The following is a 24717-nucleotide window of genomic DNA, read 5'->3' on the forward strand; positions in this document are numbered from 1 at the left end:
GGAGGATTACCCATGAAAACCAATGCACTTTCCGAAGTCCACATGCAGATCATGTGGAACCGTCTGATCTCCGTCGTTGAAGAACAGGCTGTCACCCTTATTCGTACCGCTTTCAGCACCAGTGTGCGTGAATCGGGTGACTTGTCTGCCGGTGTGTTCAACCGTGGCGGCAAGATGATTGCCCAGGCTGTGACCGGTACGCCCGGCCACGTCAACGCCATGGCCGAGGCGGTTGGTCATTTCATCCGCGATATTGGCCCTGAAAACATTTTTGAAGGTGATGTCTACATCACCAACGATCCCTGGAAGGGGACGGGCCACCTGCACGACTTCACCGTCGTGTCGCCCAGCTTCCGCAATGGGGCGCTGGTGGGTTACTTCGCCTGTACCGCCCACGTTGTGGACGTCGGCGGTCGCGGTTTCGGACCGGATGCCAACGAAGTTTACGAGGAAGGTATCTTCGTACCGATCATGAAATTTGCCGAACGTGGCAAGGTCAACAAGGATCTGGTCAACATCCTGCACAACAATGTGCGTGAAAGCCATCAGGTGGTGGGTGACGTCTACTCGCTCGCTGCCTGCAACGAAATCGGCCATCGCCGTCTGATGGACATGATGGAAGAGTTTGAGCTTGATGATCTGGAGACGCTTGGCGAGTTCATCTTCAAGCGCAGCTATGACGCGACGATCGAACGCATTGCGGCCTTGCCAAGGGGCTCCTATTCGAACGTGATGCGTGTCGACGGTTACGGCTCGCCAATCGACATTGCCGTGCGTCTTGATGTTGCAGAAGATCATATCCTTGCGGATTTCGAGGGCACATCACCGCCCAGCCCGAAGGGTATCAATTGCCCGATCATCTATTCGGCAGCCTATGCCTGCTATGGAATGAAATGCTCGATTGCGCCTGAAATCCCCAACAACCACGCTTCGCTGCTGCCATTCCGTATGACGGCACCGACCAACTGCATTCTGAACGCTCAGCACCCGGCCCCAGTATCGGTTCGCCACGTTCTCGGCCACCTGGTACCGGACGCCGTACTTGGTGCGGTTCACAAGATGCTGCCGGGGCAGGTTCCGGCAGAAGGTGCGGGCGCCCTGTGGAACCTGCATGTCAGCGTACGGCCATTGCAGGGTGAGCATGCACCAGCCGACGGCGGTCAGCGCGCAGAAGTCCTGCTGTTCAACAGTGGTGGTGCTGGCGCCCGCTCGACACTTGATGGTCTGAGTGCCACCGCCTTCCCAAGTGGTGTCCATTCTATGTCGATCGAGGCGACCGAGCATGTTGGTCCGGTTATCTTCTGGCGCAAGGAATTGCGGGATGGTTCCGGCGGTGCCGGCCAGTTCCGTGGTGGCCTCGGTCAGGTTGTCGAGATATCCCCAACCGATGGGCATGAAATGCACTTCAACGCGATGTTTGACCGCGTCGATCATCCACCACGGGGTCGTGAAGGCGGTGAAAGTGGTGCAGCCGGCGCCGTTCTTCTCGACGACGGAACACGTCTTGCCACCAAGGGTCGTCAGCATGTTCCTGCCGGTCGGCGGTTGATCCTGCAGCTGCCGGGTGGCGGCGGTTACGGTCCAGTCGAAAAGCGCGACGCCGATGCCGCGAAGCGCGACACTGACTTCGACTATGTGATTGCCCAATAACCCTCCCGTAGAAACCGGGCGAGAGGTTCAGCCTCGCCCGGTTTCTGGCTCAAAGATAAGGTCAAGGAAGTCGGAAATGAGTTTCGAAAACGGGCGCGCAGCAAGCATCAAATCATCCCCAAGCATGGCCATTGCCATGGCGGCAAAAAAGCTGGCGGCGGAAGGTCGCGACATCATTGATCTCTCATTGGGAGAGCCGGATTTTGAACCGCCGGAGCATGTCACCAAAGCGGCTGTCGCAGCTGTTTTGAAAGGTGGCATACGCTATGGCGCGCCAGCTGGCATGGAAAGCCTGCGCAAGGCGATTGTTCAAAAATTCAAGACCGAGAACGGGCTGGATTACACCGCCGACGAGGTGATGATTGCCAATGGCGCAAAACAGATCCTGTTCGACGCTTTTCTGGCGACACTGGAACCGGGTGACGAAGTCATTATTCCAACACCCTGCTGGGTGTCGTACGGCGATATCGTTGCCCTGCATGGCGGCAAGCCGGTTTACGTCAACTGTGGTCCTGAAGATGGTTTCAAGATTTCGGTCGGTAAGCTGAAAGCTGCCATCACGCCAAAAACCCGCTGGCTGATGTTGAATTCTCCTTCCAATCCGACCGGAGCAATCTATTCCGCCGCTGAATACCAGTTGCTCGCAGAGGTGCTTATCCGCCACCCTGATATTCTCGTGGTCTCAGACGAGATTTACGAACATGTTCTTCTGCACGACAAACCCTTCGTCTCGTTTGTCAGTGCCTGTCCGCAATTGCGTGATCGCACTTTGGTCGTCAATGGTGTGTCAAAGGCCTATGCCATGACCGGTTGGCGGCTTGGATATGCGGCAGGGCCAAAGTCGTTGATCTCGGCGCTCAACAAGATGCAGTCGCAAAGCGTGTCCTGCGTTTCGTCAATTGCACAAGAGGCTGCGCTTGCAGCCCTGACTGGCAATCAGACCTTTGTAACTGATGGGGCACAGATTTTTGCCAGCCGTGCCCGTCTCATGGCGGAACGTCTGGCGAAGATCGATGGCATCGACTTCATTCCTCCCGATGGCGCATTTTACGCATTTATCGGAGTGCAAAGCCTGTTGGGTCGCAAGACGAGCGGCGGGGATGTCATTGCTGACGATACGGACTTTGCCGCCTGTCTGCTGCAGCAGTTTGGCCTTTCCAGCGTTCCCGGTGCTGCATTCGGTGCACCTGGTTTTATTCGCCTGTCGATCGCCGCATCCAATCAGGAATTGGAAAGTGCCTGTGATCGTTTGGCTCAAATGGTCGGCTCTCTAAAGGCCTGACCCATCTTTCCACCCATTCACAAGTAGACAGAGGTGACGGACAACCGCACCTCGACAACAGGAGGGTTACATCCATGAAAACCGAAGATCTGAAACATGTTTTGGGGGCGGGACTGTTGTCCTTCCCGGTTACGCATTTCGATGGCGATGGCAAGTTCAATGCAAAAAGCTACGCCGAGCACGTCAACTGGTTGTCCGGTTTCGAGGCGGCGACCTTGTTTGCGGCCGGCGGTACAGGCGAGTTCTTTTCGCTGACACCGGAGGAAATCCCGGAGATTGTTCGAGTCGCAAAGGAAGCGGCCGGCACAACACCAATCGTTTCGGGCTGCGGTTACGGCACTGAAATCGCCATTTCCATAGCCAAGTCAGTGGAAAAGGTTGGCGCCGACGGCATTCTGCTTTTGCCTCATTATCTCATCGACGCTCCGCAAGAAGGTCTCTACCAGCACATCAAGGCAGTATGCCAGTCAACCGGCATGGGTGTGATGGTTTATAACCGAGACAACTCGGTTCTTCAGGCGGATACGCTGGCACGGCTTTGCGATGCATGCCCGAACTTGGTCGGTTTCAAGGACGGGACGGGCGACATTGGCCTGGTGCGCCAGATCACCGCGAAGATGGGTGACCGACTGACCTATCTCGGGGGCATGCCGACAGCGGAGCTTTTTGCGGAGGCCTATCTGGCTGCAGGCTTTACCACCTATTCGTCGGCGGTTTTCAACTTCGTTCCGGGTCTCGCAGTGGAGTTCTACAAGGCACTGCGTGCAGGTGAACGTGCGACGTGCGAGAAGATCCTTATCGACTTCTTCTATCCGTTCATGGCGATCCGTAACCGTGCCAAGGGGTATGCCGTTGCAGCCGTCAAGGCAGGCGTGCGATTGCAGGGCTTTGATGCAGGCCCGGTTCGCTCTCCATTGCAGGATCTGACAACGGAAGAAATGGGCATGATGGAAGCCCTGATCGGCAAGTACAAGCGCTGAACGAACACTCATGGTTGCCCTTTCTGCGGGGCAACCATGACGCATGGATAGGCTGCCATCAGTCGATGGCAGGATGGACATCCGGCGGGATCGGGCAGACATAGGGCTGCCCGTCCATTTTTTCTTCCCACTCAGCCTTTGCTCTGGCCAGTAATTCCGGCGAAACAAGCAGATCAAGTCCGGTTGCAGCCATCGCTCTGGCGGCATGGATCATCGCCTTGTGTGCACCGGGACTGCGCCCTTGCGCCACGACCTGCCATGTGTGCGGATTTGTGCCGATTGCCCAGGCCGGTGCCCAGCACTGCGCGGTTGGCGTGACACGGCTGACATCGCCCACATCGGTTGACCCTGCGCGGAAGTGCGACTGCCCCTCGAAAGACCGAAGTCCGAGGTGCAAAGGTTGTGTGCCATCCACCTTGTGATTGAGGAAAACGTCGTCCTTGATCTGATAAAGCCGAATGCTGCTCTTGATTGCCTCGTCTGAGAAAGTGGCTTGAATCTTCTGTGCAAAGGCAACGTCCGCTTCGTCGAATGGAACCGGACCGAGAGCGGTCAGATTGTCATGGATTGCGTGTTCAAGCGTCAGATTGGGCAGGAGATTTGTTGAGGCTGAATCGAAGACGATCTCGACTTCGGTTTCCGTCATCATCGCAGCGCCTTTCGCCACCTTGTTGACCCGCTCGGCAAGGGCAAGCGCTTGCGACATTTCAGGCGCACGAACGAGATAAAGAACTTCGGCACGGGCCTGTACGACATTGGCCGCTTTGCCGCCGGTATCGGTAATGGCGTAATGGACGCGGCAATCCTGTGGCATGTGTTCGCGCAGGAAGTTGACACCGACGTTCATCAGTTCCACCGCATCAAGTGCTGAACGACCAAGATGGGCAGCATTGGAGGCGTGGGCGGCAACGCCTTTAAAACGATAATAATATTCGAGAACGGCGAGATTGTTTGTTGACCGCACGCCGTTGAACGGTGCTGGATGCCAGGTTAAGGCGGCATCTACATCGTCAAACAGACCGGCCCGCGCCATGAAGGTCTTGCCGGATCCGCCTTCTTCGCCTGGGCAACCGTAATAGCGCACCGTTCCAGGAATGTTGTTTTCTGCCAGGTGTTTTGCAAGGGAAATGGCTGCAAGCAGTGAGCCACTGCCCAAGAGATTGTGGCCGCATCCATGGCCGGTTGCGCCCGTCTCCGTGACCTGTTGTTCGTCAACACCCGCGACCTGGCTCATATCTGCCAGCGCATCATATTCACCGAGGAATGCGATAACCGGTTTGCCACTGCCATATTCGCCAATGAATGCAGTTTCCATACCGGCGACACCTGTCGTGACCGAGAACTCATGCTCTTTCAGCATGTCGATCAATAGCTCGGCTGAGCGGTGCTCATGGAATTTCAGTTCTGCAAAATCCCAGATGCTGTCACTGAGAGCCGTAAACCCGGATGAAAGGCCATCAATATTGGCGTTCAACGCGGCAAGTGAAGCGGTATCAGGCATGTCGTATCCTCAGGGCAGGGGTGGAATTTCAGGCAAAAGAAGTCTGGATGGCGGACTAACGCCCGCCATTGCGTCTGTTTTTGTAGTTGAGTTGTTCAGGACATCAGCTCATCGCTGACGTCCTGAAGGTGCGGATCAATCCGCGATCGATACTTCCCAAAGGCGGGCATTCGACTGCCATACTGGCTCACCGCGAAGCTTGGCGGTTGCGCCCCAGACATCGATCATGTCGTAGAGGAAAATGCCGGGCATTTCGGCCAGCATCAGCTCATGGAATTCATCGAAAATCGCCTGACGCTTGGTCTGGTCGGTTTCGACATAGGCGGCGTTCATCAGTTCGATGGCCTTTGGATTGTCCCACATCAGCGATGCGTTCTTGTCCTTGTCACCGACATAGAATCTGTACATCAGTGCCGGGTCGAGACGTGGCGCTACCGACTGCGAAATGACCTGGTAGTTGCCGGAACGACGACGATCCACCTGTGTTGCATAATCGAGAACTTCGATCTGAACGTTAAGACCTGCCGCCTGCATCATGGCTTGCGCCATCACGGCGGCCGGGAAGCTTGGCACGTTACCGCGCTTGTTGGCGATGATGCTGATCTGCTCGCCCTTGTAACCGGCTTCTGCCAGTTCTTTCTTAACTGCTTCCAGATCGTAGGCAGGACGTTTTTTCTGAACGTCGCTGTAGTAGATGGAGTCTTCGGCAACCATGGAGCCGTTGGCATGGCCGGTTTCATTCGAAGCGGCCATAACGAGCTGGTCGAGATCAAGCGCCATGGCCATGGCACGGCGAACGCCTGGCTTGCTCAAAACCGGATCACGGGTCTGGATGTAGAATAGGTTCTTGCCGTTGTTCGGGGAAACGATCAGCTGTGTCTTATCGTTCGACTTGAATTCAGGGATCAGGTCCGGCGAGATTTCGGCCGTGTCCAGAACGCCAGACTGCAGGCCGGCTTTAACCGTGGATGCATCCGGAATGACCATGAACTTGATGCCGTCAGCCAACGGGCGCTTGGAGCCAACCATGCCATCTGCCTTGCCGTCATTTTCCGGCGAGACATAATCATCGAACTTGGCAAGGCGGATATATTCACCCTTTTTCCACTCGTTCCACTTGAAGGGACCGGTGCCGATTGGCTCCTTGAAGGTGCCATCAGCGACAGAATCGGGCGAGATCATGCCGGTGTAACCGCATTCAGGGCGCGACATCAGGCCGAGGAAAACTGCCGAAGGCTTTTCAAGGGTCATGGTAACGGTGTTGGCGTCCACAGCCTTGACACCGGTAACGTGGACGATGCGGCTACCGTCGAAATCACCAACGCACGTCCATTTGGTGGCCGGGTCCATATAGCGGTTCCAGTTCCACACCACGTCTTCGGCGGTCAGCGTTTTGCCATTGTGGAACTTCACGCCGTCGCGAAGAGTGAACGTGTAGGTCAGGCCGTCGTCGGAGGTTTCGAAGCTCTTGGCGAGAAGTGGCTTGACTTCACCATTGTTGGCGTAACCGACAAGGCCTTCAACGATGTGCAGGATAACGCCATCGGTATTGCCGTCACGGTTGACGCCGGGATTGTTACTGCGCAAATCCGAGCTTTGCGCCACGACGATGTCGCGGGCGACCGCCATATTGGCCATGGTGAGCAGGACTGTACCTGCAAGCAGTATCTTTTTCATGTTCTACCCTCTTTTGTGATTGAGTTTATTGCTGGAATTGGTCCCAGCAGACGCGTGAAAGTCTGCCGATCGTTTCTAGTGATACGGTGTAGCCCGGCGTTCCGTCGGCCATCGCCTGTGGCACCTGATCGGTGAAAGCGGCGATGATGTAGAAAGGCGCGCCATCGCGGTAAACGATGCCGGCATTCATACGGCCGCGTTTGCCCGTTCCGCCCTTGTGAGCGACCAAGGTGCCAAATGGCAGCCGTGATGGAATGGCGTACCGCAGGATCTGGTTTTTGAGCGTTTGCAGCGCGTAAGCGCAAAGTTCCATGGATGATCCGAGCAGTTCCGCTGCTTCCGGTGAAGTCTGCGCGTCCAAAATGGTTTGCAGCAGAAACACCTGATCGCGTGCTGTCGTGGTGGTGACGGAGGTCAGCGTGTGATCGGGCGATAGGGCCAATGGCGGAATGAGGAAACGGTGATGCGTTCCGCTCATGCCGATGGACTTGCAATAGCTGTCGACTTCCGAAAGCTGCAACCGCTCGAACACCATCTTGGTGCAGACATTGTCACTCAGCACCATCATGCCGGTAATTGCATCACGCAGCGAAATGACGATGCCCGGTGTCAGGTAGCGGAACATGCCGCTGGCGACTTCTTCGGAAAAACGTTGCTCGTAGACGATCTGCTCATCCAGATCCAAACGGCCCTCATGCACGGCTTTGAGGGCCGCCATCATGATGGATGTCTTGCGGGTGCTGGCAGACGGTGTTTCTTCATCTTCACCGCGACCGATGGTTTCACCGGTCAGAAGATTGCGCACCATAAAACGGGTGGTGAAAGGCTGCGCGTTGCAAATTGCTTCAAGCGCGGTTGCCGCGGCGGCGGTGTTTACACTCATGTCCATTTTATGCCTCCAGTCGCCATTTCAGTTGCACTCCACCATTTTCGTTGAGGTCAAGAGCAGGAATTGCCTGAAGGAGACGCCGTGTGTAGGCCTCCTTCGGGTTGTCGAAGATGGTGTCACGATCACCTTGCTCGATGATGCGTCCGTCCTGCATGACGATGACCCGATCAGCCACCTGCTCGACCACGCCGAGGTCGTGGCTGATGAACAGGCACGAAAACCCATAACGTTTCTGCAGATTTGAGAAGAGGTCGAGAACCTGCGCCCTGACGGTTACGTCAAGTGCTGAAACCGGCTCGTCGGCGATCAGGAATTTTGGACGGCGTGCGATCGCGCGGGCGATGGCAACGCGTTGACGCTGGCCGCCGGACAGTTCGTGCGGGTAACGGCTGGCGTAGCTGCTGTTCAGGCCGACTTCTTCCAGCGTCTCATAGGCACGCTTCTTTTTTCCTGCCTTGTCGATATCAGGCACTAGACGCAGCGCTTCTTCGACCAGTGCAAGAATGGTCATGCGTGGGTCGAGAGACGAGTAGGGATCCTGAAAAACCATTTGGCAGTTCAGGCGGTAGTCGTTCCAGTCAGCATCGCGGCTGCGACCACCAAACAGGATCTGGCCGCTGCTTTCTTTCACCAGTCCGGCGATGGTGCGGCCAAGTGTCGTCTTGCCTGAGCCTGAGCCACCGACCAGCGCAACAACCTCGCCCTCATGAATGTCAACGCTGACACCATGCAGTGCGCGTTTCGGTGCTGCCTTTTTCAGGAAACCCTTGCGGCCGGGATAATCGACGATGATGTCGCGGGCGCTAACCATCGGCTTGGCGTCAGCCGCCAGTACGCGTGCTTCACTGCGAAACGGCAGAGAGGACAGCAGCTTTTTTGTGTAGGGATGTTGCGGCTTCTGTAGGATATCTTCCGTGGTGCCTTTCTCGACGATGACACCTTTTTCCATCACCACAAGACGGCTGGTATAACGGGCCACCATTGGCAAGTCGTGGCTGATGAGCAGAACGGCCGTGCCTTCGGCGCGGGTCAGTTCCACCATCAATTCCATGACGTCACGCTGGATCACTGCATCAAGCGCAGTGGTCGGTTCATCGGCAATCAACAGGGCAGGCTTCAGAAGCATGACCGATGCCAACATGATACGCTGGCGCATGCCGCCTGAAAATTCGTGTGGCCAGGATGTCAGAGCACCTTCAGGGTCACGAATGCCGACACGTTTCAACATGTCGAGAATACGTTTGCGGCGTTCTTCCGGTGACAGCGTCGTGTGAAGGATAAGGCCTTCCTCAAGCTGTTTACCAATGGTCATCGACGGATTGAGGGAAGTCATCGGTTCCTGAAACACCACGCCGATTTCCGCACCGCGCATGGCGCGCAAGTCGCGGCTGGTCATGGTCAGGGTATCACGACCCTTATACATGATCGTGCCACCGGTTGCCTTGATGACAGGCGGCAGAAGCGAAATCAGGGCGCGGGTGGCAAGTGTCTTGCCGGAGCCGCTTTCGCCAACGATGCCGAAGATCTCGCCGGCTTTGATGTCGAAACTGACATTTTTCACCACTTCGATACCGGTGTGGGAAACCTGAAGCGACAGGTCGCGAACGCTGATAAGATTTTGTTCTGTCATTTCAGGCCCCTCATACGTGGGTCGAGTTTGTCGCGCAGCGCATCGCCCAGGAGGTTGATTCCAAGAAGGGTGAGTGCAATGCAAAGGCCAGGGAAAAGACCGAGCCACACGGCTTGCTCTATGAAGGGGCGGCCAGCGGCCAGCATATTGCCCCATGTTGGTGCGGGTGGTGGTACCCCGAGACCAAGGAAGCTGAGCGCGCTTTCCGACAGAATGGCCCAGCCGAACATTGAAGTTGCCAATACGGTGATCGGCGCAACGCAGTTGGGCAGGATGTGGCGGAACATCGTGAAGAGTTCACTGTTGCCCATTACGCGCGAAGCCTCGATAAATTCACGCTCGCGAAGCGACAGCACGGCGCCACGGACAACGCGGGCCATGGAGGGTGTGTAGGCAATACCGAGCGCAAAAATGATGCCGTATTGGTTGGCACCAAACACGGCGAGAAGACCGAGCGCCAGCAGAATGCCGGGAAAGGCCAGCAGTGCATTGTTGACGGCCATGATGACGCCATCCACCCAGCCGCGGGCATAACCGCTGATAAGACCGATGAGCGAACCAAAAAACACGGCGAAACTGACCGTCAGAAAGCCGATCCAGACGCTGGCGCGTGCGCCGACAATGATGCGGCTCAGCACATCACGTCCAAATTCGTCGGTACCAAGCCAATGTTCTGCACCGGGTGCCGCCAAACGGGCGGTGAAGCTCAGTTTCATCGGATCGTAAGGTGTCCAGAACAGACCTGTCAGAGCTGCGAGCAGCAGGACGGTGATGAGCGTGCCGCCAATGGCGGCATTGAATGTAAGCTTTTTCATTCGGCCACCACGCGCGGATCGAAAAGAGGATAAAGCAGGTCAACGATAAGATTGACCACGACGTAGGAGAGGGCGACAAACAAAAGGCAGCCTTGAATAACCGGGTAATCACGTTGGAAAATGCTATCGACCATCAGACGGCCAAGGCCGGGAATGGTGAATACAGTTTCGATGACCGCGATACCGCCGAGCAAATTGCCGAGGATCAGGCCGATCATCGTCCAGGTAGGGCCGAATGCGTTCTTGAACGCGTGTTTCCATAGAACGGCGCTTTCGGACAGTCCCTTGGCTCTGGCGTGGGTGATGTAATCAAGCCGCAAAACTTCCAACGTCGATGCGCGCGCCATGCGGATAAGGACACCGGCCTCATGGATGACAAGCGTCATGATGGGCAGGACTATGTAAAGCAGGCCAGCCGTGAAGTTTTCAGACATCGAGACATAACCGAGCACAGGCAACCAGCCGAGCTTGAGGCCGAAAAACAACAGCAGCAGCAGACCGAGCCAGAATGTCGGGATGGAAAGCAACACCGTTGCAGTGCCAACCAGAGCAAGGTCGGTAATGCTGTTTTGTTTCCAGGCCGCGATCACGCCAGCGGGAACTGCAATCAGGCTGGCAAGCGCGACCGCAATCAGCACGATTTCCGCACTGATGATGAAGCGTGAAACAACAAGTTCTAAGACCGGTTCGTCGTTGACGATGGACTTTCCGAAGTCACCAGCAAGAACATTCTGTCCCCAGATGAGGAACTGTTCCGGCATGGACTTGTCCAAGCCCAATTCGGTACGCATTTCGGCGATCTGCTCTGGCTGAGCCATGTCGCCCAGCATCAATGCTGCCGGATCGCCGGGAATAAAACGGATCAATGCAAACACGGTGATCGATACGATCAGCACGGTCGGCAACGCCATGAATAGGCGGTTTAAGATAAATCGAAGCATATGTTCCCCTGAACTGGACATGCCGTTTTTTAGGCGGCTATCCATTGTTCCAATTTTCATGGACTATGAGCGATATGGAAAAATTGCGCAATATTATGCATTTTTGTCATAGGTTTATGCATATTGTCGCAGTGATGCAGACGGGGTAAAAATCTGCATAAATGTTTGTAAACGCTTATTTTTGTGAGATATCTATCTGCTGTTTGAGTGTGTCCATCAACGCCTGTGTGGCAAGTGATGGCGGGACTCCAGCTGGTTTTGCCAGGCCAAACTCCTGTGTCGCAACAGGCACGAACTGGCGCTGAACAATCGGCAGGTGAGGGTAGAGATTCGCATAAAAACTGCTGACGATACCGACGCCAAGATTGTGTGCGGCATAGGCACAAGCCGAGCTGTTGCTGTGAGTTTCGATCCTGACATTCTGGCGCACGCCAGCGCGTTGGAACGTGTTGTCGAGCATCACGCGCTGGGGGCGTTGCCGTCCCAACATTATCAGAGGCTCACCACGCAAATCCTTCGGCCCGATCTCCTTCTTGGCCGCCAACGGATGGTCCTTGTGCATGACGCAGACACTGACGCCACGTGCAACGGGCTCCATGGTGATGCTTGTGGGTATTTCCCCCTCATATCTCAGGAAGCCGAAATCGATGACCCGCTGCTCGATCATGCGGGTGATGGATGTGGTAGTTTCAAAAAAGGTTTCGATGCGCACATTGGGAAAGTTGCGCCCATATTCAGCGAGAACGGCGGGGGCAAAATTTTCCCACATGCTGCTGGGCAGGCCCATGCGTACCAGATCAGGACCTGAAACGCCGGTGCGCAGATCGTCTGCCAGCTCGGAAAATCGCTCAATGCCGAGCAGCACGTTTTCGGCATCCTTTGCAAGGATCAAGGCTTCGGGCGTGGGGATAAGCCGGCCCTTGTCGCGCGCAAAAAGCGTCAGAGACAGGTCCGATTCAAGCTGTTGCAAAAGCCTGCTGACGCCCGATTGGCTGAGGTTCATGCTTTTGGCTGTGGCAATTGTCGAGCCTGTTGCAAGCAGGGTTTTCAACACCTCCAGCTGCCGGAAATTGATCATCGGAGGTGTTCCTTCACGATTAAACCCAAGAGTTATATCCAATCTTCCAGACAGCGTATAAAGGCAACCGCAACTTTGGAAAGCGGTGCGCGCTCACTGCTGATGAGTGCATAATTGACTGTCAAAGCGGGTTCCAGTGGTACGAATGCCAAGGGCAGTTCGGTGTATTCCCTGGCGATGAGTTCACCCACAACAGCAATTCCCAGTCCTTCCGCCGCAAGTGCACAGGCACAACCAACCGAATGCGCCTCAATGGCGGGGCGCTGTCTGAGGCCGTGATTGTAGAGGAGCGCCTCCAACTCATGGCGCACAGGTCGTGCGTTGTTGAGCAGGATCAGGTCGTTGCCCTTGAGGTCCGTGACTGTCAGCCCGTCACGGACGGAAAGCGGATGATCACGATGCAAGACGCAAATATTTCGCGACGGAAGCAGGCGCTCATGTTTCAGGCCGAGGGTGGATTCAGGCAAGCGCGTAAAGCCGATGTCGGCTTCATCATCGGCGATCATACGTTCAATGCTCAGGTAATTGCCTGACTTCACCTCTATACGTGCGGGTCCGTTCTCTCTAAGGAAGCGTTTGATCAGGCGGGGCACTAATGTCACGGACAGACTGGCGGGAAAAGCCAGTCGCAAGGGGATTTCCTGCGAACGTCCATGTTCCAGTTCCTGTGCCATGACCTTCAGAGACGTCAGACGATCCGAAATCGCCCGGATTTGGGGCCCGATTTGTAAGCCTTCTCGCGTGGGAGAAAGCCTGTTCTTGTCACGCTCAAACAGCCGGACGCCAAGATAAAGCTCAAGCTGCTGCAGCAATCTGCTGACATTTGATTGGGAAACGCCAAGCTCATTGGCGGCTGCAATGGTGGAGCCTGTTGCGGCAATGGCATCATAGGCATGGATGTGCCGGATGCTGATCATGACGTCGCTATCCTCCGTCATTTCTTCTCCCGAAATTGAATAGAGCGACCCGTAAACCGCATAAGATTGTGCGCCTTGGCCAAAACGCACATTTTCACGGCACTAAGAAATCCGCTGAAAAGGCATTCGTCAATGACGACCGTAATTGAAAAAATCGCAACACAGCTTGCCACCCGTAAAAGCTTTTCGCCATTGGCGTTGCAACGAGCCACAGACGCTATTGTCGATACGATTGGCTGTATGTTGGCGGGTGCCAACGATGAGACACCACGCGCCGTGATGCGCGCCTTTGGCAGTGATATCAGTGAACATGGTGGCTCGGCATTGGTCGACGGGTCAAAAGCATCGGCTTCAACCGCCGCCCTGATCAATGGTACCGCTGCGCACTGCCTTGATTTTGATGATAATTTCCATCCTGCCCGTGCACATGCATCTGCGGTTCTGGTGCCAGCCCTGCTTTCCCTCGCAACCGCCGACTATGGGATAACTGGTAGGCAATTTGTCCATGCCTATCTCGCCGGGTTGGAAGCGCAGGCGGCTGTTGGTTTCGGTGTTATTCCCTCGCATTATAACAGGGGCTGGCACGGTACATCGACTGTTGGTGCAATCGGCGCAGCCGCTGGTGTCGCAGTTTTGTTGGGAATGGGCGGGGACCAGATTGCGCAGGCGATGAGTATTGCGACGAGTTCTGCCTGCGGGCCAAAGGGTCAGTTCGGAACACCCGCTAAACCGCTGCATGCGGGGCTGGCGGCACGCAACGCGGTTGAGGCGGCATTGCTTGCCAAGGCCGGTGTTGCAGGACGGCTTGATATTCTCGAGCGATCACAGGGCTTTAAAGATCTGTTCGGTGGCGATGCCGCAACCGGCTGGGATGCGCTTTCATTCGGTCATGACCACATCATCGAAACACGTGGGCTGGTGACCAAACAGCACCCGTGCTGTGCTTCAACACACCGCGCTATCGATGCGGCGCGTGAGTTGCAGGATCAGCACGGATTTCGGGCGGAAGATATCAGGTCCATCAACACCAAGGTCGGCATTTCCGCGATGGATAATCTGACCTATCCCGACCCGCGCGATGAAATGCAGGCACGTTTTTCAATGCAATATTGCCTGACGACCGCACTTGTTCATGGCAGGCTGTCTCTTGGTGATTTTACACCGTCTGCCATCTTTCGTACGGACATTCGCCAGTTGATGCCGCTGATATCCATGTCGGCTTACACCGCTGCCGAAGAGGTTGGCACGGAGCGGTTACCGCATCGGGTCGACATTCACTTGAATGACGGACGGCATCTCAAAATCGAGAGATTGCATGCAGATGGCTCAATTCAGAAGCCACTCTGCAGCGCTCAACGGCAGATGAAATTCGCAGATTGCCTGAAATGGGCTGGCCTGAAGGCTCGCAGTGATGCCTGGCAACAACTTATGGACATTGAAGATGCGACCTCATTTCGATCCCTATGGGCAGAGGTCAGCCACTCTTTGCGTAGATAGGTGTTGAGCGATTTACGGCTTACTTCGCGATCAGGACTTCTATGCCGCGTTTTTCAAACTCGCGGGCATCGCGGTCTGAAATGCCATCATCTGTAACGAAGGAATGGATCACGTCGAGAGAACCAAGGCGCGTGAACGACGATTTGTTGATCTTGGTCGAATCCGCCACGAGGTAAACATGGGCCGCCGCCTTGATCATCGCTTCCTTCAACTGAAGGTCGGCAAAGCTTGGATAGGTCAGCCCGGCATCCAGTGCCACACCGGCTGTGGCGAGAAACAGCTTGCCCGCAAAAATGTTGCGGAAATATTCGACTGACTTGTCACCCGAAAGCGAAAGCGTGGGGGATTTGAATTGCCCGCCCGGCATGTGCACCGCAAATGATGGCACAGCACCCAATATGATTGCGATGTTGAGTGCGTTGGTGATCAAGGTCAGATCACGGCGGTTGGTCAAGCGTGTTGCAATTTCTGTTGTTGTCGTGCCAGCATCAAGGATCAGCGTTTCGCCATCCTTGACAAGGCTTGCAGCAAGGGCGCCAATACGGCGCTTTTTGTCCATGTTTTCCTGATGGTACAGGGTCATGGTGCCAGTTTGTGGTGCGACCGTATTGAGATAGGCGCCACCATGTTCGCGCGTGATGAAACCTTCGTTTTCGAGCCTTTCAAGGTCCTGACGGATGGTTGCTTCCGATACGTGGAAGGCGGCCGCCAACTCTCTGACGCGGGCGGAGCCTTCCTCTTGAAGCCATTCAAGAATGCGGCGACGTCTTGGCTCGGATAAAAGCCCGATCATCGACTCCGAAGCATCTTGCTCGTCTTTCGCTTCCATTTGGACTTACCTAAGCTCCTGAATCGCAACCAATCGAAATTATTCGATTCCTTTTTATCGGATACTTACAGTATCGATCTGGTAGCATCAAATCCTCAATTGGCGTTCTGCTGCAACACCACGCGTGCTTGCAGTTTCTGCTGCACCTGGTCGACAACCACGGCGGCGATGATGACCAGACCCTTGATGACGGTTTGCCAAAAGGACGAAACGCCCATCATGATAAGCCCATCCGCGAGGATGCCGATGACGAAAGCACCCACGATGGTGCCGGCGATGCGGCCGCGGCCACCTGACATGGATGTACCGCCAAGGACAGCTGCCGCGATGGCATTCAGTTCGAAGGTCTCACCGGTTGCCGGGTGGCTTGCCTGCAGCTGCGAGGATATGATGAGGCCGACAAATGCGGCGCACAGGCCAGAGAACATGTACACGAACAGCTTGATACGATCGACGTTTACGCCCGACAGCGCCGCGCCGCGCTCATTGCCGCCAACGGCATAGATGTGCCTGCCAAGCGGGGTACGGCTGGCGAGATAGGCAGCGCCCAGCGCCACCACCACCATGATCCACACAGAGACCGGAAAGCTGAGAAACGTGCCGGAACCGATGATGCGGAAAGTGTCAGACCCATACTCCGGATTGCCGGAAAGGTTTGGGAATGTCCGGCCCTCGGAGAACAGAAGTGCTGCACCGCGCGCGACATAGAGCGTGCCGAGCGTGGCGATGAACGGCGCCACATTCAATTTGGTTATCAGGAACCCGTTTATTGAGCCGATAAAGACACCCACGACTAGCACGATAAGGCAGATTTCGATCGTATTAAACTGCAGGCTGTACCCAATGCCGAGGAAGCCGAGATCAATGCCGTAAAGCACCAGATATCCGGCGACCATGGCGCAGAGGCCGACAATTGAGCCGACTGACAGGTCAATGCCACCAGCGATGATGACAAAGGTCATTCCGATAGCAAGCAATGCATTCAGCGCAACGTGCTTGGAAATGATCACCATATTGCCCATGCTCAGGAAGTTGGGAGCGGCGATGGCAAAGAAGGTGAACACCAGAATGAGAGCCACGAATGTCCGCATGTGCAAAAGTAGCAGCAATGCAGAGGTTCTGGACGTTGACACTCCAGTGACGGTTTTGACGTTGCCCGAGGTGTCGATGCTGCTCATAGTGTTTCAACCTTTTTAAGATTGGGAGTTGCCGCCGAAACGACATCCGCTGCGTTGGCGCCAGCTGGAAATTGTCCAGTCAGCCGGCCATTCGCCATGACGAGAATGCGATCGGAAAGGGCCAGAACCTCCTCCAGATCGGATGTGACAAAAAGGATGCCCAAGCCATCACCGGCCAGGCGCCGCATGGTGCGGAAAATTTCCGCCTTGGCGCCGATGTCGATGCCGCGAGAAGGCTCATCCATCAGAAGGATTTTCGGTTTCGTCATCAGCGCCTTGCCGATAACGACCTTTTGCTGGTTGCCGCCGGACAGGCTGGAAACCGGATGTTCCATGCTGGCGATCTTGATCGCCATGCGCTTGACGAATTCGGCAGCCTTGGCGGCCTCTGCCTTGAGGCTCAGGTGAAACCCGCGCGTGAAGTCGTAAAGAGACGACATCGTCAGGTTTTCCCGGATTGTCATGATCTGCACGAGGCCATCGCGTTTGCGATCCTCAGGGATCAGAGCAAGACCGCGACGGATGCGCCCGGAGACACTTTGTTCCTTGAGTGGTTTACCCGAAATGAACATCTGGCCGGACGAATTCGGATGTTGTGCCATGATGCACTCAAGCAGTTCCGAACGGCCAGCGCCCATCAGGCCGTAAAGCCCGACGATTTCACCTTCTCTGACCGTCAGCGACATGTGATCAACGGCATAACCGCCAGCCGGGCTCGGCAGGCAGATGTTTTCAACACGAAACACTTCGTCGCCCAGCTCGTGCTCAACGGTTTTGGGAAACTCTTTCGATGCGCTGCCGATCATGTTGGCAACGATCCAGGGGATGTCCACGCCCTTCATCGAGCGCGATCCGGTGATAACGCCATCACGTAGGACGGTTATATAGTCGCCTATGCGAATAAGCTCTTCCAACCGGTGGGAGATGTAAACAATTCCAACGCCTTGTTTTTTCAGGTCGTTGATGACCCTGAACAGCACCTCGACTTCGGCCGCAGAAAGGGCCGATGTTGGCTCATCAAGAATGAGAATGCGGGCATTTTCCGCCAGTGCCTTGGCAATTTCAACGATCTGCTGCTGACCGATCCGCAGGTTACCGAGCGGCGTGTCGGGATGGATATTCTGTTCCAGCCGCTTCATCAGCGCTCTGGCGGCACTGGTCTGTGCAGCCCTGTCGATATGAATGCCAGCCCTGGTCTTTTCGTGACCGACGAAGATGTTTTCCGCGACCGTCAGGTTGGGGAACAGGTTGAGTTCTTGAAAAACAATGCCGACGCCATGTTTGGCGGCATCCGTTTTGTCGGTAAAAACAACCGACTTACCATCCAGTTCGATGGAGCCGCCATTCAGTTGTTCAACGCCCGCTATGATTTTCATAAGCGTTGATTTTCCAGCGCCGTTTTCGCCGACAAGAACGTTTACCGCACCCATGCGCAGGTCAAAATCGACATTCTTGAGTGCCTGGGTTCCAGGATAGATTTTTGAGCCATTGCGGATGGACAGGCCGATCGGATGCGGTTCGACTGCTGCAACCGCACTCATTGTGCCACCTCGATGGAGACTGGCATGATCAGTGGCTGCTCGGTTGCCGAGCGAATGACCACAGCGCCGAGGAAATTGATCTTTTTACCCTTCAGCGGCGTGTCGACTGTGGGCAGTTTGGAAACGGCCTTGTCGTTGAGGGCGCGGCCAAGTCGGGCATATTCGATCTGGTCACGGAATGTGGAGAAATCATAAAGTGCAGTCGTATCGCGCAAGGCCGACCCCTTGACGACCGGTCCCAGTTGCAGGGTCGCGTCGGCCTTTCCATCACCATCTATGTCGATATCTGCGACGGCTGCTTTGGATGCGCGGTTTTCGTTGATAACGTTTGCTGTTCCCTTGATCGCGAAGTTCCAGCCGCCGCCAGCGCCGCCAACTCTTACGCCATGGCTCTCGCCAGCCTTGTCGAGACCGGACTTGATGGCGTCGCGAAGTTGCGTGAGATCCACGGCCTTCTGTGACAGCGCTGGTACCAGCTTGGCATCAAATGTCGTTTCGACCAGTTCTGCAATCGGGTCTGCCGCGGCGCTTGTCGCGTCGTCTTTGTTGGTCTTGACCAGTTTGCAGCCTGAAACGGACACGGCAAGCAGGCTCACCGCAACAAGGGTTGTGATTTTCATGGCGATCCGAACTTTTAAAAGCGGGCAAACATCCGGGGTGCTCAGGCACCCCGGATGGCGAGGCAGGTTTTACTGCGTCAGCGCGAATGTCTCGAGCTTTTCGGCATTGTCAGCGTTGATGAGAATGCAATCCATCAACTGCTTTTCTTCAAGGCCTGTGGAGCCGGTCTTGATGAACTTGTCAGCCTGTTCAACAGCCAGCTGTGCTTGCTGGTAAGCGGGCTGAAGAACGGTTGCCTTGATGCCACCCTTCTTGATGGAGTCACGAACGTCGTTCGAACCATCGAAACCAACGACGATAACGTCCTTGCGGCCAGCTGCTTCAAGTGCTGCATAAGCGCCCATGGCCATGGTGTCGTTGCCGGAGATCACGCCCTTGATGTCAGGATGCGCCTGCAGGATCGATTCCATAACAGTGTAAGCTTCGGTCTGCGACCAGTTTGCCGTCTGTTTGGCAACCAGCTTCATGTCCGAATATTGGTCGATCACGTCGTGATATCCCTGCGAACGAATGCCGGCATTGGTGTCGGATTCCTTGCCGAGAAGTTCGGCATAATTACCCTTTTCACCCATCAGCTTGACGAATTCTTCCGCGCCAAGCTGTGCACCCTGATAGTTGTTGGAAACGATCTGCGATACGGCAACGCCGGCTGTGGTGATCTCGCGGTCAATCAGGAAAGAAGGTATGCCCTTGTCCTTGGCCTTCTGGACTGCCGCAACTGAGGCGTCTGCACCGGCATTGTCGAGAATGATGGCTTTTACGCCAGCTGCAATGGCGCTGTCGAACAGTTCGTTCTGCTTGTTGGCGTCATCATTGTGGACCAGAACCATAGTGGCATAGCCCAGTTCTTTCGCCTTGGCTGCAGCGCCATCCGCTTCAGCCTTGAAGAATGGGTTGTCATGGCTTGGTGTGATGATTGCAATTGTATCGGCAGCTAAAGCCACGCCAGACATCGCACCGGCAATGCCGAGCGCGACGACGGACATCAAAAGACGTTTCGTCAGTTTCATGGAGACCTCCCGTTGTCAAAACCACCCTCCAGCGGTTTTTCGAGGTTTAAACTATCGATTACTTTCGTTTGATGTCAATATATTTTTGAGATTTTCGGTTTTTCGCAAAATTGATGACCCAACATGCACTGATAGGATGTAAGGCGGCGCTCTCTCTTTCGTTATGGCTTGGTGGGGTAATAATTCACTTGAACGCTTTGGTGTTTCATGCGATTTGTTCAATCAAATGAAATAAATCGAAAGCATTCAAAAGCCGTTTAGTGCTTTGATGTGGTTGCCACGTCTGGGAGGAGTGGATTGTGCCGGTTCGTTTGCAAACAGATACGTGTATCGCTGTCAGGGGTCGGTGGGATTCCAGTCGCCCGCTGTGCAATGTCGGTTTCGTTTCGTTTCGATCTGCTTTGACACTGTCTCGTCATCACATCTGATTTTGCGTTGCCGTCTGCAGAAGGCGCGCGCCCAAATATTCACATACATGGAGGAAACCTATGACAACACAACGTTTTGGCGCCGGTATCTGGCACTTCGCCACCTATCTCGATCGTTATGCCACGGATGGATATGGCACACCGCGCAGTGTTATCGAGGCGATTGACCTGGCAGGTCAGGTTGCTGATCTGTCGGTTGTCGATATCAACTATCCATTCTTCGGCGGTGACTTTTCCAATGCGCAGGTTAAAGAGGCGCTGGATCGTAACAAGTTGGGCGTCATCGGTATTACGCCAGAGATCTATACCCGTGAATTCGTCAAAGGCTCATTCACCAACCCGGATGCTGGTGTTCGCAGACGAACCCATGAACTGGTGACAGAAGCCTGTGATCAGGTTCGTTATTTCGGTGCTGATTATGTCAAGCTTTGGCCGGGTCAGGATGGCTGGGACTATCCATTCCAGGTTGACTACGGCACATTGTGGAAGCACTCGCTTGATGGGGTCGGCCAGCTTGCCAGCGAAAACCCCGATCTGAAATTCGTGATCGAATACAAACCCCGGGAACCACGCGTGCGCATGAGCTTTGGTTCTGTGGCACGTACACTGCTCGGTATCGAGAAAATCGGCCTGCCGAATGTTGGCATTCTTCTCGATTTTGGCCACGCCATCATGGGCGGTGAGTCTGCTGCCGACAGTGCACAGCTTGCAATCGATTATGGTCGTCTGTTCGGTATGGACGTCAACGACAACTATCGTTCGTGGGATGACGATCTGGTTGCTGGCAGCCTTCATCCAATTGAACTGTTTGAGTTTTTCTACGTTCTCCGCAAGAACAAGTGGGAAGGTGTCTGGCAGCTGGATCAGTTCCCGTTCCGCGAAGACAGTGTTGCAACGGCCAACCACGCCATTGATTTCCTCAAGGCTGCCGACAAAGGGCTTGCCGCGCTTGATGTTGATGCATTGAGAGAGGCGCAGAGCCGTCATGACGCGATTGGTGCCTTGAAAATCGCCCAGAAAGCATTGTTCGGCGCCATGTAATGGCGTTCCAGTGACGTTTCGATTTTGCTTACTGCATATCAAAGCCCGGCCCTGAGGTCGGGCTTTTTACATATATATCTTAAGCAACAGTCTAGCCGCTTTCCCCCTCGATCAGGGCCATTGGCCAGACGCGGCGGTAGGTGGCCGGATAGATATCCTTGTAGGCAGGCATAACAGACAGCAGACCCTCGGCAAGGCTGACGCCGAGGTCGTGTAGCGAAAGGCTGAAGCCCGTTAATGCCGGAGACAGAAACTGGGTGTGCGGACTGTGGCGGCCGATGATGGCGATATCTTTCCCCGGTTTGATGCCTGCTTCTTCCAGGCCTTTATATAGACCCGTCACCAGCGTTTCGTTGACAAGAGTAATGGCGGTCGGGCGGGTCGGCCGGGCAGCTATCTCCTGCGCCACCGCATAACCGCCAGCCTCATTGGGGCGGGCGCGAAAGATGTATTCATCGCGCAGCGTCAGATTATGGCGAGCCAGAACGTCCCGGCATCGTTCGATGAAAATGTAACCCAGATTGAGATCGCCATGCGGCCAGACGACACCGATGTCCGTGTGTCCAGCATTGATGAGACGCTCCATGGCGGTTTCGGCCATGCCTTCAAAATCCAGATCGATCCACGGTTGACCAACGTCGGTCAGGCTGCGACCGAGTGAGATGAACGGGATGTTTTGCCGGTCGAGCAGTTCGAAACGGGCGTCGTTTCGCCGGGTTGCCGAAAGAATGATGGCATCAGCAAAACCGCGTGCCACGGTGCGTTGTAGGTAGGCGTCGGGATCTTCGGATGAGGAGCAGAGCAGCGCGACAAGATCGAGATTGTGACGAGCCAGCACCGTCTGCACGCCGTCAAAGACGCTCATGAAAAACGTGTCGCCCTGGCCAGTGATTTCCGGCCCAGTTTGCATCATGAAACCGATGACGCCGGTTGAACCCTTGCGGAGAGAGCGGCCCGACTGGTTGGCAACATAACCCAGTTTTTCTGCGGCCTCGAGAACACGTTGGCGTGTCCGAGGATTTACATCCGTCTTGCCGTTCAGCGCACGCGATACGGTGCCGATCGATATGTCGAGATGCTCGGCCAGTTGGCGAATGCCCTTCATGCTGTAACCCGTCTTTCATCACCGTTTCAGCAAACAGTATTGACAAAAAATCAGACATGTCCATAGTTACCGTAAACGTTTACGGTTTTTGCTGGAGGGCGAGAATCCTAACGTCTCAGGGAGGTTAATCTTGACATACAACGTCGTATTGTGTGGCTGCGGGGCCATGGCCAAGGGCTGGCTTCGTGCGGTGAAATCCACACCAGACTTGCGGGATGCGCTGTCGGTGGTCGGTCTTGTTGACCTTGACCTGAATGTCGCTCGAGCACTCGCAGACGAGTTCAATTTAGGCCCTGTTATTACAGGAACAGACCTGCGTGAGGTGCTGGAGAAGACCAGAGCGGATATCGTGTTTGATATCGTCATTCCAGCCGCGCGCCATTCGGTTGTCCGCACCGCCCTGGCATATGGTTGTCACGTGCTGAGTGAAAAGCCGATGTCGAGCTCGATGAGCGAGGCAGCTGATCTGATTGAAGCTGCGAAGGCCGCCGGAAAAATCCATTCCGTCGTGCAGAACCGCCGTTTCATATCGGGTGTGCGGCGTATGCGTCGCTTTGTTGAGAGTGGTGCGATCGGCGACATCACCGCCATTCATTGCGACTTTTTCATTGGTCCGCATTTCGGCGGATTCCGTGAAAAAATGGACAATGTGCTGCTTTTGGACATGGCGATCCATACCTTCGATGCTGCCCGTTATGTTTCGGGCAAACTGCCACTTTCTGTCTATTGCCTTGAAACAAACCCCCGGGGCTCGTGGTACGCCCATGGTGCTTCCGCCAATGCGGTGTTCCAGCTGTCGGATGATGTGGTGTTTACCTATCGCGGCTCTTGGTGTGCGGAAGGCGAACGGACAAGCTGGGAAGGCACTTGGCGTCTTGTCGGCACGAAGGGAATGCTGACCTGGGATGGCGAGGAAGCCTTTAGTGCTTCTATTGCGGGCGTGCAGGATGGCTTGCTGCGCGGTTTCACGTCCATTGAGGTGCCGCCGCCTGCCAATGAAGAGGAAACCCATGGGCATGCCAGTGTCATTGCTGATTTTCTGTCGGCAATCCGGACAGGTCGTACCCCTGAAACGGCTGGGCAGGACAACATCAAGAGCTTGGCCATGGTGTTCGGCGCAATCGAAAGCGCCCGGTCTGGCCGATCCGTCGATCTTGCAGCATAGGAAGAATCAGCAATGAGCGAACAGAACAGGAATTCCATCCGCGTTGGTACAATGGTCAGTGCCACAAAAGGTCAGGCGGCACAGCGCATTTCGCAGATCGCGGATATGGGTTTTGAGAGTTTTGAGCCGTTTTTCTGGCAGACGACCAATGGTCAGGATATTGCCGAGCTTGGAAAACGGTGCGTCGATGCCATCGGCGACAGGGATATTACCATGTCAACGATCGGCATGTTCGGTAATCCGCTCGAGGAAACCGAACTGGATTTGCAGACCCTGCAAGGCTGGAAAGACTGCATCGACAACGCCCATCATTTCGGTGCGACCTGCGTCGCTGGTTTTACTGGCCGGATCAGAAACAAGCCATTGCCCGAGAGCCTACCGCGTTACCGGGAAGTATGGAGCGAACTTGCCAAACGTGCCGCCGACAAGGGCATAAAAATCGCCTTTGAAAATTGTGCCATGGATGGCAACTGGGCAACCGGTGACTGGAATATCGCCCATAATCCCGACGCCTGGGAGCTGATTTTCAACGAAACGCCTGACGATAATATCGGTTTGGAGTGGGAGCCCTGCCACCAGATGGTTTATCTGATCGATCCATTGCCGCAGATTCGCAAATGGGCGCACAAGATTTTCCATGTTCATGGCAAGGATGCGACCATTCGCTGGGATGTCATTCGTGAGCACGGGATTTTTGGAAAACATCCGTTCGTTTTCATGCGCACACCCGGTTTTGGCGACAGCAACTGGACCGATATTATCTCTGAACTGCGTCTCGCCGGCTGGTCAGGTTCCATCGACATTGAAGGCTGGCATGACCCTGTCTATCGCGATGCACTTGAGATGACCGGTCAGGTCCATGCACTTAACCATTTGAAACAGGCACGAGGAGGCGATTTCGTCGTCGATCCGACCTGACAGGAGTGGCCGGTTGTCTGAGGA

The 24717-nt window shown here is 55.2% G+C and carries 21 protein-coding genes; 7 read left to right on the forward strand and 14 right to left on the reverse strand.

Annotated elements, in window-relative coordinates:
* Positions 1 to 12 precede the first annotated feature (12 nt).
* The 3 genes from HGO37_RS18310 to kdgD all read left to right on the forward strand — a co-directional run bounded on the left by HGO37_RS18310 (position 13) and on the right by kdgD (position 3912).
* Positions 13 to 1650: a hydantoinase B/oxoprolinase family protein gene (locus tag HGO37_RS18310; protein WP_250984571.1), complete on the forward strand. Its 1638-nt coding sequence runs from the start codon at positions 13 to 15 to the stop codon at positions 1648 to 1650.
* A gap of 76 nt (positions 1651 to 1726) precedes the next feature.
* Positions 1727 to 2932, forward strand: a complete 1206-nt coding sequence (locus tag HGO37_RS18315; protein WP_250984572.1) for a pyridoxal phosphate-dependent aminotransferase — start codon at positions 1727 to 1729, stop codon at positions 2930 to 2932.
* A gap of 74 nt (positions 2933 to 3006) precedes the next feature.
* Entirely contained in the window at positions 3007 to 3912 is a 906-nt protein-coding gene (gene kdgD / locus HGO37_RS18320; protein ID WP_250984573.1) for a 5-dehydro-4-deoxyglucarate dehydratase, read from the forward strand.
* A gap of 58 nt (positions 3913 to 3970) precedes the next feature.
* On the opposite strand, the gene HGO37_RS18325 is transcribed toward kdgD, so the two are convergent.
* The 8 genes from HGO37_RS18325 to HGO37_RS18360 form a co-directional block, all read right to left on the reverse strand.
* On the reverse strand, positions 3971 to 5413 hold the full coding sequence (locus HGO37_RS18325; RefSeq protein ID WP_250984574.1) for a M20 family metallopeptidase: 1443 nt from the start codon (positions 5411 to 5413) through the stop codon (positions 3971 to 3973).
* A 135-nt stretch (positions 5414 to 5548) separates the two neighbouring features.
* Positions 5549 to 7090, reverse strand: a complete 1542-nt coding sequence (locus HGO37_RS18330; protein WP_250984575.1) for an ABC transporter substrate-binding protein — start codon at positions 7088 to 7090, stop codon at positions 5549 to 5551.
* Between the two features lie 25 nt (positions 7091 to 7115).
* The gene (locus tag HGO37_RS18335) at positions 7116 to 7979 is read right to left on the reverse strand and encodes a serine hydrolase (protein WP_250984576.1); all 864 of its coding nucleotides are present in this window, start codon (positions 7977 to 7979) and stop codon (positions 7116 to 7118) included.
* Position 7980: 1 nt separating this feature from the next.
* The gene (locus tag HGO37_RS18340; protein ID WP_250984577.1) at positions 7981 to 9609 is read right to left on the reverse strand and encodes an ABC transporter ATP-binding protein; all 1629 of its coding nucleotides are present in this window, start codon (positions 9607 to 9609) and stop codon (positions 7981 to 7983) included.
* Positions 9606 to 10424, reverse strand: a complete 819-nt coding sequence (locus tag HGO37_RS18345; protein WP_250984578.1) for an ABC transporter permease — start codon at positions 10422 to 10424, stop codon at positions 9606 to 9608. The genes HGO37_RS18340 and HGO37_RS18345 overlap by 4 nt, the downstream gene beginning before the upstream one ends.
* Complete coding sequence (locus tag HGO37_RS18350) at positions 10421 to 11365, reverse strand: ABC transporter permease (protein ID WP_192489657.1); 945 nt, start codon at positions 11363 to 11365, stop codon at positions 10421 to 10423. The genes HGO37_RS18345 and HGO37_RS18350 overlap by 4 nt, the downstream gene beginning before the upstream one ends.
* Before the next feature lie 175 nt (positions 11366 to 11540).
* Positions 11541 to 12440, reverse strand: coding sequence for a LysR family transcriptional regulator (locus tag HGO37_RS18355; RefSeq protein ID WP_192489916.1), 900 nt, complete (start codon positions 12438 to 12440; stop codon positions 11541 to 11543).
* Between the two features lie 35 nt (positions 12441 to 12475).
* Positions 12476 to 13381: a LysR family transcriptional regulator gene (locus tag HGO37_RS18360; RefSeq protein WP_250984579.1), complete on the reverse strand. Its 906-nt coding sequence runs from the start codon at positions 13379 to 13381 to the stop codon at positions 12476 to 12478.
* Between the two features lie 111 nt (positions 13382 to 13492).
* On the opposite strand from HGO37_RS18360, the gene HGO37_RS18365 reads away from it, so the two are divergent.
* The gene (locus tag HGO37_RS18365) at positions 13493 to 14857 is read left to right on the forward strand and encodes an MmgE/PrpD family protein (RefSeq protein WP_250984580.1); all 1365 of its coding nucleotides are present in this window, start codon (positions 13493 to 13495) and stop codon (positions 14855 to 14857) included.
* Positions 14858 to 14876: 19 nt separating this feature from the next.
* On the opposite strand, the gene HGO37_RS18370 is transcribed toward HGO37_RS18365, so the two are convergent.
* The 5 genes from HGO37_RS18370 to HGO37_RS18390 form a co-directional block, all read right to left on the reverse strand.
* Positions 14877 to 15686, reverse strand: a complete 810-nt coding sequence (locus HGO37_RS18370; protein WP_192489654.1) for a DeoR/GlpR family DNA-binding transcription regulator — start codon at positions 15684 to 15686, stop codon at positions 14877 to 14879.
* A 95-nt stretch (positions 15687 to 15781) separates the two neighbouring features.
* A complete protein-coding gene (locus tag HGO37_RS18375; protein WP_192489653.1) occupies positions 15782 to 16864 on the reverse strand; it encodes an ABC transporter permease in 1083 nt (360 codons plus the stop codon).
* Positions 16861 to 18405 carry a sugar ABC transporter ATP-binding protein gene (locus tag HGO37_RS18380; RefSeq protein WP_250984581.1) on the reverse strand — a complete coding sequence of 515 codons (1545 nt, stop codon included), beginning with the start codon at positions 18403 to 18405 and terminating at the stop codon, positions 16861 to 16863. The genes HGO37_RS18375 and HGO37_RS18380 overlap by 4 nt, the downstream gene beginning before the upstream one ends.
* Positions 18402 to 19025 carry a DUF2291 family protein gene (locus tag HGO37_RS18385; protein WP_250984582.1) on the reverse strand — a complete coding sequence of 208 codons (624 nt, stop codon included), beginning with the start codon at positions 19023 to 19025 and terminating at the stop codon, positions 18402 to 18404. Before HGO37_RS18385 ends, HGO37_RS18380 begins: the two co-directional genes overlap by 4 nt.
* Positions 19026 to 19094: 69 nt before the next feature.
* Complete coding sequence (locus tag HGO37_RS18390) at positions 19095 to 20036, reverse strand: D-ribose ABC transporter substrate-binding protein (protein WP_192489650.1); 942 nt, start codon at positions 20034 to 20036, stop codon at positions 19095 to 19097.
* A 488-nt stretch (positions 20037 to 20524) separates the two neighbouring features.
* On the opposite strand from HGO37_RS18390, the gene HGO37_RS18395 reads away from it, so the two are divergent.
* Complete coding sequence (locus tag HGO37_RS18395; RefSeq protein WP_250984583.1) at positions 20525 to 21505, forward strand: sugar phosphate isomerase/epimerase family protein; 981 nt, start codon at positions 20525 to 20527, stop codon at positions 21503 to 21505.
* A 91-nt stretch (positions 21506 to 21596) separates the two neighbouring features.
* Here HGO37_RS18395 and HGO37_RS18400 read toward each other — a convergent pair whose 3' ends face one another.
* Positions 21597 to 22610: a LacI family DNA-binding transcriptional regulator gene (locus HGO37_RS18400; protein ID WP_250984584.1), complete on the reverse strand. Its 1014-nt coding sequence runs from the start codon at positions 22608 to 22610 to the stop codon at positions 21597 to 21599.
* A gap of 130 nt (positions 22611 to 22740) precedes the next feature.
* Here HGO37_RS18400 and HGO37_RS18405 point away from each other — a divergent pair, with 130 nt between their 5' ends.
* Both HGO37_RS18405 and HGO37_RS18410 read left to right on the forward strand, forming a co-directional pair.
* Positions 22741 to 23775 (forward strand): Gfo/Idh/MocA family protein, encoded by a 1035-nt coding sequence (locus HGO37_RS18405; protein ID WP_250984585.1) that lies wholly within the window; start codon positions 22741 to 22743, stop codon positions 23773 to 23775.
* A 12-nt stretch (positions 23776 to 23787) separates the two neighbouring features.
* Positions 23788 to 24693, forward strand: a complete 906-nt coding sequence (locus HGO37_RS18410) for a sugar phosphate isomerase/epimerase family protein (protein ID WP_192489646.1) — start codon at positions 23788 to 23790, stop codon at positions 24691 to 24693.
* Positions 24694 to 24717: the final 24 nt, after the last annotated feature.

It is taken from the genome of Rhizobium sp. CG4 (assembly GCF_023701965.1).
Taxonomy (GTDB): domain Bacteria; phylum Pseudomonadota; class Alphaproteobacteria; order Rhizobiales; family Rhizobiaceae; genus Agrobacterium.

Coding starts and splice junctions, on each gene's coding strand:
- HGO37_RS18360 (WP_250984579.1), bottom strand. CDS start 13,381: ATGACGGAGGATAGCGACGTCATGATCAGCATCCGGCACATCCATGCC.
- HGO37_RS18330 (WP_250984575.1), bottom strand. CDS start 7,090: ATGAAAAAGATACTGCTTGCAGGTACAGTCCTGCTCACCATGGCCAAT.
- HGO37_RS18310 (WP_250984571.1), top strand. CDS start 13: ATGAAAACCAATGCACTTTCCGAAGTCCACATGCAGATCATGTGGAAC.
- HGO37_RS18375 (WP_192489653.1), bottom strand. CDS start 16,864: ATGAGCAGCATCGACACCTCGGGCAACGTCAAAACCGTCACTGGAGTG.
- kdgD (WP_250984573.1), top strand. CDS start 3,007: ATGAAAACCGAAGATCTGAAACATGTTTTGGGGGCGGGACTGTTGTCC.
- HGO37_RS18340 (WP_250984577.1), bottom strand. CDS start 9,609: ATGACAGAACAAAATCTTATCAGCGTTCGCGACCTGTCGCTTCAGGTT.
- HGO37_RS18345 (WP_250984578.1), bottom strand. CDS start 10,424: ATGAAAAAGCTTACATTCAATGCCGCCATTGGCGGCACGCTCATCACC.
- HGO37_RS18370 (WP_192489654.1), bottom strand. CDS start 15,686: ATGGAAGCGAAAGACGAGCAAGATGCTTCGGAGTCGATGATCGGGCTT.
- HGO37_RS18385 (WP_250984582.1), bottom strand. CDS start 19,025: ATGAAAATCACAACCCTTGTTGCGGTGAGCCTGCTTGCCGTGTCCGTT.
- HGO37_RS18315 (WP_250984572.1), top strand. CDS start 1,727: ATGAGTTTCGAAAACGGGCGCGCAGCAAGCATCAAATCATCCCCAAGC.
- HGO37_RS18400 (WP_250984584.1), bottom strand. CDS start 22,610: ATGAAGGGCATTCGCCAACTGGCCGAGCATCTCGACATATCGATCGGC.
- HGO37_RS18410 (WP_192489646.1), top strand. CDS start 23,788: ATGAGCGAACAGAACAGGAATTCCATCCGCGTTGGTACAATGGTCAGT.
- HGO37_RS18365 (WP_250984580.1), top strand. CDS start 13,493: ATGACGACCGTAATTGAAAAAATCGCAACACAGCTTGCCACCCGTAAA.
- HGO37_RS18335 (WP_250984576.1), bottom strand. CDS start 7,979: ATGGACATGAGTGTAAACACCGCCGCCGCGGCAACCGCGCTTGAAGCA.
- HGO37_RS18395 (WP_250984583.1), top strand. CDS start 20,525: ATGACAACACAACGTTTTGGCGCCGGTATCTGGCACTTCGCCACCTAT.
- HGO37_RS18380 (WP_250984581.1), bottom strand. CDS start 18,405: ATGAGTGCGGTTGCAGCAGTCGAACCGCATCCGATCGGCCTGTCCATC.
- HGO37_RS18325 (WP_250984574.1), bottom strand. CDS start 5,413: ATGCCTGATACCGCTTCACTTGCCGCGTTGAACGCCAATATTGATGGC.
- HGO37_RS18350 (WP_192489657.1), bottom strand. CDS start 11,365: ATGCTTCGATTTATCTTAAACCGCCTATTCATGGCGTTGCCGACCGTG.
- HGO37_RS18390 (WP_192489650.1), bottom strand. CDS start 20,036: ATGAAACTGACGAAACGTCTTTTGATGTCCGTCGTCGCGCTCGGCATT.